This window comes from Paenarthrobacter sp. NEAU-H11 (assembly GCF_050573415.1).
Classification (GTDB): Bacteria; Actinomycetota; Actinomycetes; order Actinomycetales; family Micrococcaceae; genus Arthrobacter.
The window spans coordinates 128,310-140,978 of sequence record NZ_JBNZGA010000001.1; the positions used below are offsets into that span (position 1 = coordinate 128,310).

Annotated in this window: 12 protein-coding genes; 3 read left to right on the top strand and 9 right to left on the bottom strand. The window is 66.3% G+C overall.

Annotated features, from left to right (window positions below; all coding sequences use genetic code 11):
* Positions 1–106 precede the first annotated feature (106 nt).
* From ACQ3DC_RS00595 to ACQ3DC_RS00605, 3 genes are read right to left on the bottom strand one after another with little or no spacing between them, the layout of a single operon-like run.
* Positions 107–1,204 (bottom strand): NADH:flavin oxidoreductase/NADH oxidase, encoded by a 1,098-nt coding sequence (locus tag ACQ3DC_RS00595; protein WP_321213846.1) that lies wholly within the window; start codon positions 1,202–1,204, stop codon positions 107–109.
* Positions 1,204–2,175, bottom strand: coding sequence for a tetratricopeptide repeat protein (locus ACQ3DC_RS00600; RefSeq protein WP_157241843.1), 972 nt, complete (start codon positions 2,173–2,175; stop codon positions 1,204–1,206). Before ACQ3DC_RS00600 ends, ACQ3DC_RS00595 begins: the two co-directional genes overlap by 1 nt.
* 53 nt (positions 2,176–2,228) lie before the next feature.
* Complete coding sequence (locus tag ACQ3DC_RS00605) at positions 2,229–3,932, bottom strand: hypothetical protein (protein ID WP_430751312.1); 1,704 nt, start codon at positions 3,930–3,932, stop codon at positions 2,229–2,231.
* A 191-nt stretch (positions 3,933–4,123) separates the two neighbouring features.
* On the opposite strand from ACQ3DC_RS00605, the gene ACQ3DC_RS00610 reads away from it, so the two are divergent.
* Entirely contained in the window at positions 4,124–5,434 is a 1,311-nt protein-coding gene (locus tag ACQ3DC_RS00610) for an AI-2E family transporter (protein WP_321213849.1), read from the top strand.
* A gap of 33 nt (positions 5,435–5,467) precedes the next feature.
* Here the strand turns inward: ACQ3DC_RS00610 and ACQ3DC_RS00615 are convergent, their stop codons facing one another.
* Positions 5,468–6,268, bottom strand: a complete 801-nt coding sequence (locus tag ACQ3DC_RS00615; protein ID WP_430751313.1) for an alpha/beta hydrolase — start codon at positions 6,266–6,268, stop codon at positions 5,468–5,470.
* Between the two features lie 42 nt (positions 6,269–6,310).
* Positions 6,311–6,667, bottom strand: coding sequence for an ATP/GTP-binding protein (locus tag ACQ3DC_RS00620; protein ID WP_157241840.1), 357 nt, complete (start codon positions 6,665–6,667; stop codon positions 6,311–6,313).
* Between the two features lie 115 nt (positions 6,668–6,782).
* On the opposite strand from ACQ3DC_RS00620, the gene nucS reads away from it, so the two are divergent.
* Together nucS and ACQ3DC_RS00630 are read left to right on the top strand one after the other, a co-directional pair.
* A complete protein-coding gene (nucS, locus tag ACQ3DC_RS00625; protein ID WP_321213851.1) occupies positions 6,783–7,478 on the top strand; it encodes an endonuclease NucS in 696 nt (231 codons plus the stop codon).
* A 301-nt stretch (positions 7,479–7,779) separates the two neighbouring features.
* Positions 7,780–7,983, top strand: coding sequence for a cold-shock protein (locus tag ACQ3DC_RS00630; protein WP_011692441.1), 204 nt, complete (start codon positions 7,780–7,782; stop codon positions 7,981–7,983).
* An 88-nt stretch (positions 7,984–8,071) separates the two neighbouring features.
* On the opposite strand, the gene ACQ3DC_RS00635 is transcribed toward ACQ3DC_RS00630, so the two are convergent.
* Genes ACQ3DC_RS00635 through ACQ3DC_RS00650 form a run of 4 tightly spaced genes read right to left on the bottom strand, consistent with a single transcriptional unit; the run spans position 8,072 to position 12,669 of the window.
* Positions 8,072–10,633: a bifunctional lysylphosphatidylglycerol flippase/synthetase MprF gene (locus tag ACQ3DC_RS00635; RefSeq protein ID WP_430751314.1), complete on the bottom strand. Its 2,562-nt coding sequence runs from the start codon at positions 10,631–10,633 to the stop codon at positions 8,072–8,074.
* Positions 10,630–11,940, bottom strand: coding sequence for an alpha/beta hydrolase (locus ACQ3DC_RS00640; RefSeq protein WP_430751442.1), 1,311 nt, complete (start codon positions 11,938–11,940; stop codon positions 10,630–10,632). The genes ACQ3DC_RS00635 and ACQ3DC_RS00640 overlap by 4 nt, the downstream gene beginning before the upstream one ends.
* 5 nt (positions 11,941–11,945) lie before the next feature.
* Entirely contained in the window at positions 11,946–12,374 is a 429-nt protein-coding gene (locus ACQ3DC_RS00645) for a DUF2550 domain-containing protein (protein WP_157241837.1), read from the bottom strand.
* Between the two features lie 10 nt (positions 12,375–12,384).
* Positions 12,385–12,669: a F0F1 ATP synthase subunit epsilon gene (locus ACQ3DC_RS00650; protein WP_157241836.1), complete on the bottom strand. Its 285-nt coding sequence runs from the start codon at positions 12,667–12,669 to the stop codon at positions 12,385–12,387.

Sequence of the window (12,669 nt, forward strand, 5' to 3'; positions counted from 1 at the left end):
GCCCACCCCTTCGGGGTCCTCCCGCAGGAGGAGTAAACAAGGCGTGGCGACGCCCCTTATCCAGCTGCGCCTTTGTGCTGCCGGCGGGCCTCCATCGAGCCGGACATCAGAATGAATGCCGGGGAACGGCCCGTTCGTATTGCGGCGGCCACGCAATGTCGTGGCCCAGTTCGAAGGCGGCCCGCAGCCACCAGTGCGGGTCCCGCAGCGCTGCCCTGGCAATGAGGACGCCGTCAGCCTGTCCCGTGGCAAGGGCGTGTTCTGCCTGCCCGGCGGAGGTGAGCAGGCCAACGGTCCCGGTGGCCACTCCGGCTTCCTTGCGGATGGCGGCGGAAAACCCGGTCTGGTAGCCGGGGCCGGCCTTGATGTGCTGATGAGCCACGGCACCCCCGCTGGAAACGTCGATGAGGTCCACCCCGTGTTCGGCTGCCTGCCGGGCCAGGCGCACGGAAGCGGCAAGGTCCACACCGCCGTCCGCCCAGTCGCTGGCGGAGATCCTCAGGAGCAGCGGCATGGACTCCGGAATGACCGCCCGTACCGCGTCCACCACGGCGAGCATCAGTCGGTTCCTGCCGGCTTCGTCCCCGCCCCACTGGTCGTCGCGGGTATTGATCAGCGGGCTTTGGAACTGATGGAGCAGGTACCCGTGGGCGGCATGGATTTCCATGGTGTCGAAGCCTGCGTCCAGGGCACGTCCGGCAGCCGCGGCGAAGTCGCCGATGACGCCGCGGATCTGTTCCTCCGTCATCGCGGCGGGAACGGCATAGCCGTCAAAAGCCGATGCCGAGGGACCCACAGTGGTCCAGCCGCCGTCGGACTCCGGCACGCTGCCCTGCCTGCCGGAAAACGGCCAGTAGGTGGATCCCTTCCTGCCGGCATGGGCGAGTTGCACGCCGATCTTGGCCTCCGCCGGGCCGTGGCGGTGCACGAAGGACGTGATCCGCTGCCAGGCCTCGGCCTGTGCGTCGTTGTAGAGCCCGGCGTCCCGGGGACTGATCCTGCCCTCGGCGTTGACGGCCGCTGCCTCGGTGAGGATCAGCGCTGCGCCGCCGGCCGCGAAGGACCCCAAATGCATCAGGTGCCAGTCGTTCGGCACGCCGGGGGCGTCGTCGGGATCGCAGCTGTACTGGCACATGGGTGAGACCCAGCCGCGATGCTGGAGCTCCAGCCCCCGGAGCTTCAGCGGCTGGAACAGTGCCGGCACTAGAAAAGGACCCTCGCGAGTGCCTGGCGCGCCTTGCCCACCCGCTCGTCGGCAGACCCCACCACGTCGAACAGCTCCAGCAGGCGGACGCGGGCAGTTTCGCGTTCCGGGCCGAAGTTCCTGCCGATGAAGGTGACCAGCCGGTTCAGCGCATCCTCCACGTGGCCGCCTGCCACATCCAGGTCCGCCACGCCCAGCTGCGCCTCAAGGTTGTCCGGTTCGTTGGCCGCCAGCGCCCGCAGGGCTTCGCTGTCCTGCGCGGAGAGCGGCTGCAGCCTGGCCATCAGCTCCACCTGGGCCAGGCCGGCCTTCGCCTCGTGGTCCGAGGGCATCTCGGTCAGTGCCTGGCGGTAGGCATCGGCTGCTGCGGCGTAGTCCCCCGCCTCGATGGCGTCAAAAGCCGCCTGGTGCAGCGGCGGCAGGGGCGCGGGGGTGTCGTCTTCAGCCGCGCCGGCACCCAGGCTGCCGGTCACGCCGTTTGCCGCAGCCACCTTCAGCAGTTCGTCAAAGAGGCTGCGGACCTGCTGTTCGTCTGCGCCGCCCTGGAAGAGCGGTACGGGTTGGCCCTTGAGGACGGCCACCGCGGTGGGCACGGCCTGCACCTGGAAGGCCTGGGCCAACTGCGGGAACGCCTCGATGTCCGCGGCGCCGAGGACCAGGCGGCCGCCGTAGCTTGCCACCACCCGCTCCAGGACGTCCAGCATGGTTGCGGACTCCGGCGAGTAGGAGGCCCAGAGCGCAAAAACAACCGGCACCTGCGCTGACAGCTCCACCAGCTGCTGGAAATTGCCTTCGGTGACGTTGACTTTCAGTTCCGGCGAGCCAGGAGCATCGGGGGCTCCGCCCTGCGGCGTTCCGGTCCCGGCCGGGGACGCGGGGCGCTGCTTCAGCGTGGAAAGGTCGACGGCGCCGCGCAGGTTAAGCAGGTTGGCAGCGGCAGGAGGGACTGGGCGGGAAGCTGGCGAACTCATGCTTTCCACTCTAGCCACTCCGGCCGCTGCCGGGGCTACTGAAGGAACCGGGGTTACTTGAAGCTGGCCCCCGTCAGTCCGCGGGTCGCAGCGACGAGCTTCATCGGGTCGGTTGACCCTGCCGGCGGCACGTACACGGCCACGGACTCGGCGAAGGTCAGGACCATGCCGGTGGTGGTTTCCTTGCCGCCGGCCAGGGCTGCGGCATCGTCACCAATGGTGAGCTTGTCACCTGCGGCCTTGGGGGTTCCCTCGAAGCCGAAGTTGATCCGGCCCAGGACCAGGGCGCCGCCGTCAGCCGTCCGGAAAACAACCGTATTTTCCGGAGCCACCTTGTGGGTGAAGGAGAAGTTGCCGTTCTCGCCGGCCTTCACCACCTCGGCCTGGTAGGACAGGGTGTCCGCAATGTACGGCGAGGACTCCCCTTCCACGAGCTTGTCCTTGTAGGCGGACTCAGCGGTGGTCAGTCGGTCGGCAAGGCCGGACATGGCCTCCTCGCCGCTGTAGAGCAGGCCGGTCTTGTCGCCCGCGGCCAGGGTCTCCGTGCCGTCCCGGTTGATGGTGGGGAAGGTGGTTCCGGGCTGCAGCGGGTTGGTTTCCACCAGCTTGTAGTTCTCGCGCGGAGAGGGCTGGACCAAGGTCAGCAGCTGCGGCACCACGTTGCCGTCGCCCTGGGTCACCGCCATAACGGACCTCGGCCACTCGCGGTCGCTGGTCACCACGGTGGTGAGCAGCTTGGTGGAGCGGACCGGCATGCGGGGCTCGTAGGAGCCCACCTGGGAGCGGATCTTGTAATTCTGGGTGCGGACCTCAAGCTCAGTGCCGCCCACGCGGTCCGCGAGCTTGGCCGCATCCTTTGCGGCATCGCCGGCGTCAACGGCGCTGGAAACCTGTTCCAGGATCCTGCGGAACTGGGCATCCAGCAGGACGGGCGGACCGGACTGCCCCTGCGCGGCAGGCGAAGCTGCGGAAGACGGATCCGGGGAAGGCGCCGGCGATGTGGCGCTGGCGGCGGCACCGCTTCCGGCCACGACGGCAACAGCCACTACTCCGGCGGCCGCCATGGTTACCCGCGAGGACCGTGCCTCGTTGCGGGCCCGGGCGCGCTGCGCAAAGCCGCTGCCCTTGCCGTCGCCTTCGCCGTTGCGCCTGCGGGCGGAGAGCAGGGCCAGGGCGATTCCACCCAGGATCAGCAGCGAGCCGAGGATGATCAGCGGGATGGCCCACGGGGTGGACGTGTCGTTGGGGAACGTCATGGAAACGGTGGCCGGCGCCGGCTTGGTTCCGTCGGAGGCGAGCAGGAGTGTCCAGTCGCCGTCCGCCGGTGCTGTCCACGAGTATTCAAGCTCGCTGCTCGCATTCTCGGTGGAAACCCAGAGGTCCGAGCCGGCGGGGTTGGGCGCGGTGGCTTCGCCGTCGGCGTGTTCAACCAGCAGCGACTTCTCGTCCCCGGACACGCCGGTGATGGTGTTGTGCGCAGTCTGGCCCACCCACGCCTCCACGTCGTCCGGCCGGCCCGCTGCCAGGAGGAAGTTGCCGTCGCCCTCGATCTTGATCTTGACGGTCCCGCCGTGAAGGGTGCGCAGGTTTTGGTCGATCACGGTCAGCGGGGCCTCGGCAGCATCCACCGGAGCGGCGGCCGTAAAAGTCTCGGAGGGGGCCCAGATGGTTCTCTGGCCGATGCCGGCCAGAAGTGTCAGGAGGCCGAGCAGCACGAGTGCGACTGCAGTCTTTAAACGCAAGGGAACACCTATCATCAGCGGGGGTTTCCTTTCAATAGTATCCGTTTTGTTATCGAAGGCCCGGATCGGGGCTTCTGCGAGGACCGCCAGCGGGTCGCCGGCCGGGCCGTTCCGCTGCTGTTGACAAGGCTGCTGATAGTGTTTGCGATGATCATCACACCGGCCCGCCGACGCGGTGCCATCAACGGAACAGGCCCTTAAAACCAGTGACTGACAAGACGGACGAATCCTCCGCGGCGCCAGAGAACCCGGGGGGTGGGCAGCCGCCGGCAGCCGCTCCGCAGGGTCCCGCAGCTGCCCGCCGGAAGAGGCCCGCCGCGGCCGCCCTCGGGCTGCTGCTTCACCGCCTGCGCCAGCCACTCCCCGGCGCCCAACCCAGGCTCCGGTTTGAAATGCCGCCGGAGTACTCCCGCCAGAACGGGGAAGACGCCAGCCGGGACAGCGCGGTACAGCCGCAGTTCGGCAGCCCCGGCCCCCGAATCTCGCCGCAGCATCCCCTTTATCTGGGCTTCATGGGCACGGTGGGCGTCGGACTTGCCCTGCTGGTCTACTGGATCGGCTCCAACACCACGCAGCTGCTGCTGTGGATTGTGGCTGCGCTGTTCATCGCGCTGGGGCTGGAACCTGTGGTCGGCTGGCTGGAAAGCCGGAAGATCCCCCGCCCCGCCGGAATCCTGGTGTCCGTCACGGTGCTGATAAGCGCCGTCGTCGGCTTTTTTGCCACGCTCATTCCCACCATCGTGGAGCAGGTCACCCAGATCGTGGAGCAGGCACCGGTGTGGATCCGGGACTTCATCGACTCCGACTTTTTCCGCAGCCTGGATGACCAGTTCGGCGTGCGCGACCGGATCACAGAGGAACTGGAGAAGTTCGTCAACGACCCCGCCGCGATGGGCGGGATTTTCGGGGGCGTGGTGGGCTTTGGCTCCACCGTGGCCAACGGCCTCTTCGGCACCCTGATCGTCCTGGTGTTGAGCCTGTACTTCCTCGCTGCCCTGCCCGCAATGAAGAAGTGGGGCTACCGGCTGGCGCCGCGTTCCCGGCGGCACCGCGTTGAAGCGCTGTCCGAGGAAATCACCCGATCGGTGGGCAACTACGTGATCGGCCAGGCGGTGGTTGCCCTCCTGAACGCCACCTTCGCCTTCATCGTGATGTCCATCGTGGGCATCCCTTTCGCCCTGCTGCTGGCGTTCGTGGTGGCCCTGCTCGCGTTCATTCCGCTGGTAGGCGGCATGATCGCGGGGATCGTGGTACTGCTGGTTTCGCTCACCGAGGGCTGGCAGGCGGCAGCGGTGTACGGGATCTGCTACTTCGCCTACCTGCAGTTCGAGGCCTACTTCATCTCGCCGCGCATCATGCAGAAGGCCGTGGCGGTCCCCGGCGCCGTGGCCGTCATTTCAGTCATTGCCGGCGGCAGCCTGCTGGGCGTGCTCGGCGCGCTGATCGCCATTCCGACGGCGGCCGCCGTCCTGCTGCTGGTCAGGGAGATCTACATCGTCAGGCAGGACCAGCACTAAGTGTGCGTCACCGGACCCGGCCCCAGCCGTTCCCTAGGCTGACGCTGTTGCCGCGGGCCCGTTCCATTCGTGCGGCAGTCCGGCAGCGCCCGATCCCGCCTCGGTGACGTCATCCACAATTTCGTTGAGCACCCGGGAGGCGTACTTCTCCCCCACCCACAGGTGCTTGGCGCCGTCCACGCCCACCACGCGGGCCTGCGGGACCAGGCTGAAGCGGGCTGCGGCCTCGTCCGGCTTGAGGAAGTCATCGTGCTCCGGCACCAGGACCGTGAGCGGCTTTCCTGATGCGGCCCAGAGGCGCAGGTGCTCATCTGTGGCGCGGTGCAGCGGGGGCGAGAGCAGGACCGCGCCCTCAACCAGGGACGCCACGGGTTCCACGGCTCCGTACATCAGGGCGAGTTCCGTGCCGAAGGACCATCCCACCAGCCAGCGGTTGGGCAGGCCGCGTTCGACGGCGAAGCGCACCGCGGCCTCCATGTCATGGCGTTCCCCGACGCCCTCGTCGAAGGCCCCGCTGCTGGTTCCGTGCGGGGACGCGGTTCCGCGGGTATTGAACCGCAGCACGGCGATGCCGGCAAGCGCCGGCAGCCGGTAGGACGCCTTGCGGTAGACATGCGAGTCCATGAAGCCGCCGTGCGTTGGAAGGGGATGCAGCGTGATCAACGTGGCATTCACGGGGCCGGATTCCGGCAGCGCCAGCTCGGCCACCAGGGTGTGTCCGTCTTCCGTGTCCAGCTTCACCAGCTCGCGTTTGGCGGGCAGCACGGTTGAGGCACGGATGGGAGCGGGCCCTGCGGCCTGGTGGAATTCGTACGACGCCGGATCAAAAGTCATGCCTGCCAGCTTAGCGACAGCGGGCGCATCTTTGCCCGCCCGTCAGCGGTAGCGGTAACTGCGCGACATCCAGCAGTTGGTGTGCCAGTGCCGCCGTTCGGCCAGGCCGGCCGCGGCCCCGAACAGGTGGTCATCCTTCCAGACCACCAGGTGGGCGACGCCGGGCAGCACCGCGGTGGAGCATTCGGGGCAGATGTAGGTTTTCTCGGCGTTTTTGGCGGTCATGGTGCGGACCATCCATTCGCCGTCGGGCGCAGTCTCCCGCCGCACGATGCCGGCACGTGCGCGTTCGAGGTCGAGTTCGGGGACGTCCTGGCCGCCCTTCTTTCCGGCGCCCGCTCTTCCGGACCCGGAACCCTTTCCGGAAACGGGACGGCGGGGGCGGTTGGAGCGCGGCATGCCTCCATTCTGCCCCAGCGGCGGGCCGGCAGGCTCCTCAACCGGCCGGAGCCGGCCGCAGCCGCCCGGAGACGGCCGGCGGAGCCTGCACCCGGCAGACGGTAGTCTGTACGGCGTGCGACTTGTCATAGCCCGATGCTCCGTTGATTACGTTGGCCGGCTCAAAGCCCATCTCCCGCTTGCCACCAGGCTCCTGCTGGTGAAGGCCGACGGCTCCGTCCTGGTCCACTCCGACGGCGGTTCCTACAAACCGCTCAACTGGATGAGCCCGCCGGCCACGCTCAGGGTGATTTCCCCCGAGGACGTGGACCTCGAACTCGGGGTGGTGGAGCAGTGGACCGTCCAGTCCGCCAAAACCGACGACCGGCTCATCATCAACATCCACGAAAAACTCGACGAGTCCTCCCACGACCTCGGCGTGGACCCCGGGCTGATCAAGGACGGCGTGGAAGCGGACCTGCAGCGCCTGCTGGCGGAACAGATTGAAACACTGGGAGCCGGCTACTCCCTCATCCGCCGGGAATACTTCACCGCCATCGGCCCGGTGGACATCCTTGCACGCGACGCTGAGGGCGCCACTGTGGCCATTGAGCTGAAGCGCCGCGGTGACATCGACGGGGTGGAACAGTTGACGCGGTACCTCGAACTGCTCAACCGCGACCCCCTCCTTGCCCCGGTCCGCGGGATTTTTGCGGCCCAGCAAATCAAGCCGCAGGCAAAGGTCCTTGCCAACGACCGCGGGATCGACTGCGTGACCCTGGACTACGATGCCATGCGCGGCGTTGACGACAGCGAGTCACGGCTTTTCTGACCGCAGGGCCAAGGTGTTCAAACCCCGGTTGAATAAGCTCCTGACATGCGCATTAACCTGTCTTTTGCCGAAAATTTGTCCGTTTCCCCGTGCAAACCGTTGACCTGCGGGAACGGGCATGAAATTCTTGTCTCAGTCTTTGTGTAGGTGTTTTTCATGCTCGCAAGACATGTTGCGAGCGCGAAGCTCCTGCAACGCCGCTTCCCTTTCCGGGACGGTAATTCAGGATTCTTCTCGCGGAGTGACCAAGGCCGGCACGAGGTGTGCCGATCTTAAAAAGTTCCATAATGAGGAGAAATAAATGGCACAGGGAACCGTCAAGTGGTTCAACGCTGAAAAGGGCTTCGGCTTCATTACCCCGGATGATTCGGATGGGGACGTTTTTGTCCACTACTCCGAAATCCAGACCGGCGGCTTCAAGACCCTCGACGAGAACCAGCGCGTTCAGTTCGAAATCGGCCAGGGCGCCAAGGGTCCCCAGGCTACCGGCGTAACGCTGGTCTAGTCCCGCATTCCGGCCGCAGCTGCGGCCGGGCAGCGAAACAATGGTCCCCGGCAATTATGCCGGGGACCATTGTTGTTAATCAGGACAGCTATTTCACCAATTTGCGCACCAGGCGGGCGCCCTGCGGAAGGGAAAGCCCGGGCAGGTACGCGCGGGTCAATGCCCGGCCGATCGCCGGCAGATACAACGCGTCCTGGTAATACAGGTAAAGCGCACGGTATTCGGGTTTGAAGCGCGACTTGAATGCGGCCAGGGAGCGGAATCCGTAGACGGGTTCCAGTGCGTGGCCCACGAGGTCGAGTATCCGGACCAGGTTGTCCGCTTCGCCTTCACCGGGGGCCTCAGAACGGGAGCCGTCACCGGCAGGGGATTCGGGAAGGCTGGCCAGCGGTGAGCCCGAGAGCGAGATCACCTCAACCGAACTGCGCAGCTCAAGCACGGCAGAGGCGATGAGGAATTCCATGACCCCGGGAAATCCGTCGGCGCCGCGGCGCATGACGTCAAGCGTCCTGCTGACCAGGACCCCGCCGTCATAAACCGGCAACCAGCTGGTCACCCCGTGGACCGTGCCGCCGGCATCCACGGCAAGGCAGCACAGCACCTCCGGGTCATCGAGCTCGTCGATGCCGCCGAGGGTAAAACCCATTTCGGGAACGGTCTTTCCGGCCGCCCATTCCTCGGAGACCTCGATCAGCTTGGACCGCAGCGCCGGCGGCAGGGACTGGTACGTTCCCCAAACAGCCTGAACCCCCAGCTTGGCTGCCCTGTTCAGTGCGGTCCGGACGTTCTGCCACTCCTTGCCCTTGAATTCGAGTTCACGGACGGCCAGCCGGGTCTCCTGGGCAACGGCAACCCTGGAAAAACCGCGTTCCCGCAGCATCGGCCAGAGCGAATCATCGCAGGAGTAGAGCGCAGGGATGAGGCCTTCGTGGCTGCAGTAGTCAAGGAAACCCTCGGTCACCCGCCCTTGTGCAGTTGGCGGCCCGAAAGCGCCGCCCAGTGTCAGAGCCACGCTGCCGTGCCGCTGGAACGCCACGGCGCCGCGGCCGTCGGGGCTGAACCAGTACGTGTTGGGTTCCCACAGCGCCATCCAGGACAGGGGTCCGCCGCCCTGGTGGAGCAGGGCGCGTGCTTTGATCCTGTCCTGCCGTCCGGAGTCGTTGCCGTGGTGGCCGCTGAGCAGGGCCCACCACACGCTGACCAGCGCGACAACCCAGAACACGGGTCCGGAATAGGCAAAGAGCACCGCTTCCAGGTTGTTCCGGTCGGCGAACACCCGGTGGTAGTACTGCGGGATGGGAACCGGGACGTACTGGCGCGCAAGCTCTGCAAAGAGCGCCAGGATGCCGCCGTCGCGTACCAGACCGCCGGCCCAGAACCAGGCCGCCGCGTATGCTCCGGCGAGGACAAGCCATGTTCCTCCCACGACTGCGGCCAGCGTCCGGCGGGCAGCAGGCCGCGTCTGGACGCGGAACTGACGCCGGTTGAGCCACAAAAGGACCGCCAGGAGCAGGGGGACGAACACCAGGGGAAGCACATGGGCAAACGCCGAGGCCATGGGTGTGGCGGACGCGCTGTGCGGCCTGGACGGGATCAGTGCGAACAGCGCAAGATAGACGCCGGCAAGGGCTGTGACCGCAAGCTGGATGACTATGGCGATGTTCAGGGCCAGGCGCCGGCCGCGGCGCATGCCGTCCGCACAGATCAGCAGCAGGATGACCGGAACCACCGCAAGCGCGAGTCCGAAGGGCCCGGCAAAGCCTGCCCGGCCCGCTTCAAGGCAGGACGACTCCACGGTTGCGCCGCAGTTGAACTCCAGTTGGCTCAGGGTTGGCATCGGGTTGAGGACTACGTCGCGCAGGAGCGCCAGCGGGCCTGTGGGTGACCTGGCGATTCCGGTGAGGATGGGCCCCACCGCAAAGACTGCCACCGTCAGGGCCAGCAGGTTCCGTGCTTCGCGGCCGGTTGACCGGTGCCGGTGGAGCTGGCCGCGATCACCCTGGATCCACCAGCCGGCCAGGAGTCCCAGGATGGCACCGATCAGGCCGATCACCGTTTCTGCATGCCCGATGTACAGCACCAGCAGCAGGGAGATGGACAGCACAGCTGTCCGGAGCCGGCGTTGCCAGAGGACCGGCAGCCGGCCGGAGGCTGCCAGACCTGCCGCGAGGACTGCAGGGTAGGGTCCGATCAGGATGTCGTCGGCCATCCGGTCGAGCCACCCGTCCCCCACGTATCCCGCCAGTTGCGTGATCAGCAGGAAGAGCGTTACGGCACCGAACTGTCCTCCGAAAAAGAAGGCGGCCGCTGCGACGGTTCCCAGTTTCCGCTCGGCAAGCCCCAGCAGCAGGAGGATCATCAGCGACGCGGAAATATAGGCCAGCGGGTTCGTGGCGAAGAAGAGGCTGGTGAACAGGCACCACCAGTTGCCGGCCCGCAGCCCCGGCCCGCTGACGCCTGCCCCGTCCAGCAACTGCTCCGGGGGCCCGGCAAGGAAGCTGCCGGTGACAGCACCGGTGGCGAGGAACACGAGCAGGACCGCCACTGAGAAGGGCATTGACTTCAGGGCACTGATGGCACGGTCGAGTGTCGGGCGGACCACCGTTGCCCAGGCGAGCGATCCTGTCCGGACCTTATGTCCCGTTGTCATTGCCCCATCCCCCAGCGGGCGGCCAGGAACTCCAGTGCATCGGCAAGGCGCTTGGAGGACGTGTCCCAGGAGTGGCCTGTTTGTTCCACCTCGTAGGCGCGGACGTCAAAGCCGGCCTCCCGTGCCGCGGCGGCCAGAGTACGGAGATAACCCACAAATTCTGGGTCGTTCTGTCCGGCAGTCAAGTACAGGCCGCTGGATTCGAAGCGCTGTTCCTTCATGATGGCCAGGGGGGTTTGCCGCTCAAATTCCTCCGGCCTCCCCGGAAAGGCAGCGTCAATGGTTTTTTGCCGCTCCTTGGCGATGGCCGGTTCAGCTTCCCCGGAGAACGAAAGGACAGCCGGAAAGAGATCCGGGTGCCGGGTTCCCATCTGCAGGGCACAGGTGCCGCCAAAGGAAAAGCCGCCAATGGCCCACTGACTATGGTTGGTGTCCACGGCCAGGGTGGAACTGATCCAGGCCGGCACGTCACGTGACAAGTAGGTGTCAGCCTGCGCTATCTGGCTGTCCATGCACATGGTGTTGGCAGACTGCGAGCCGTTGGGATCGGGGATCACCACCACCGGTGCCAGGCCGCCGTGCGCCGCCGCAAAGGAATTCATGTGCCCGCCCAGGGCACCGCCGGTCAGCCAGTCCGCGGGGCCGCCCGGCTGTCCGGCGATCAGGACCAGCACCGGCAGGGCTGGCCGGTTTTTGGCGAAGTAGGCGGGCGGCAGGTAGATGTACGCGTCCCGGGCGCTCATCCCGGACTTTTCCCCAGGGATGAAGGCCTTCCGCAGCTCGCCTTCGGCAGGGACGTCCCCTTGCGGCACCCACCCGCGGAGGGTAGCGCCGTCGGACTGTCCCGGCTGCCGCATCAGCTCCTGCTCCAGCGTCGGGATCCTCGCGAGTGCTGTGCCGAAGAGATCGCTGACCGTCTTGTTGAGGCCAAAATAGGCGTTGATCTGCACTGCCGAAAGTGCCGTCACCAAAAGGGCGGCCACCAACCCGGCCGTACGCTGGCGCCACGTGTTTCGGGGCATCCTCAGGAGGAGGAGGATCAGGGCGGCCACGCCGGGCACCACCCACAGGAGGACGGTATCGGGAATGTTCTCCGGGAAGATCGAGAAGACGTTGATGAGAGCCCAGTGGATGGAAGCCACGAGGGCGAAGGCGGCAGCCGCGGCCGCAATGACTTTCAAGAACCAGCTCCGCCTGGCGACGGCGGACGGGGGCAGCAGCAGGTACGCGGCACCGGCCACCCCGAGGGCGAGGGAAGCCCAATATAGCGGCCCGTCGATGAGCCGGATGTCGAACAACCAGTCCACGTTGGCTAGCGCCAAGTCCCAATGCCGATGACCGGGCCGGCTTCCAGCCAGGAAGAGAGGCCCGTGTAGGCGTCGAAGTTCATGGCGAGGCGCATGTCCTGGCCTTCGTACCGCAGTTCAACAATGACGACGTCGGGCTGCACCTTGACAGCCTCGGCCTCCGTGGGCGTCCGCCGGCCGAGCAGTTCCAGGGAATGCCGTTTGAACTTGTGCTTGGGCCGCACGCTAAGGGAGAGCAGCCGGAACCATTCAAGGTCGTTGTCCTGATAACGACAAACCCCCATCTGCCAGCTGTTTCCAGCCATGCAAATGGAGGCGTCCACCGTGCCGAGGGCACGCCGCAGATTGAAGCGGCGCACCCCCGAAAGGCACAGTGCAAATATCAGCAATCCAAAAGCGACTGCCAAGGCGATGAACAGACCCGGTGCGTCCATCAAAGTGATGCTAGCGGATCCCAGCGGTAGCCGAGCCGCCCAGCTGGGCGTTGTCAGCAACGATAACCACACGGTTGTTGTCGACGGAGAAGAACCCGCCGTCAACCTCTACCGCAATCCGGTCTCCCGAAACCGGCTGGATGGCCAGTTCACCCTCGGCCAGGATCGCCAGCAGGGGCGAGTGGCCGGGCAGGATTCCGATTTCACCATCGCTGGTGCGGGCCTTGACCATCTTGGCCGCTCCGGACCACACAAAGTGGTCCGCTGCGACAATCTCAACCTCAAGCTCAGCCAT

Coding starts and splice junctions, on each gene's coding strand:
- ACQ3DC_RS00635 (WP_430751314.1), bottom strand. CDS start 10,633: ATGACAACGGGACATAAGGTCCGGACAGGATCGCTCGCCTGGGCAACG.
- ACQ3DC_RS00650 (WP_157241836.1), bottom strand. CDS start 12,669: ATGGCTGAGCTTGAGGTTGAGATTGTCGCAGCGGACCACTTTGTGTGG.
- ACQ3DC_RS00645 (WP_157241837.1), bottom strand. CDS start 12,374: ATGGACGCACCGGGTCTGTTCATCGCCTTGGCAGTCGCTTTTGGATTG.
- ACQ3DC_RS00615 (WP_430751313.1), bottom strand. CDS start 6,268: ATGACTTTTGATCCGGCGTCGTACGAATTCCACCAGGCCGCAGGGCCC.
- ACQ3DC_RS00605 (WP_430751312.1), bottom strand. CDS start 3,932: ATGATAGGTGTTCCCTTGCGTTTAAAGACTGCAGTCGCACTCGTGCTG.
- ACQ3DC_RS00600 (WP_157241843.1), bottom strand. CDS start 2,175: ATGAGTTCGCCAGCTTCCCGCCCAGTCCCTCCTGCCGCTGCCAACCTG.
- ACQ3DC_RS00630 (WP_011692441.1), top strand. CDS start 7,780: ATGGCACAGGGAACCGTCAAGTGGTTCAACGCTGAAAAGGGCTTCGGC.
- ACQ3DC_RS00620 (WP_157241840.1), bottom strand. CDS start 6,667: ATGCCGCGCTCCAACCGCCCCCGCCGTCCCGTTTCCGGAAAGGGTTCC.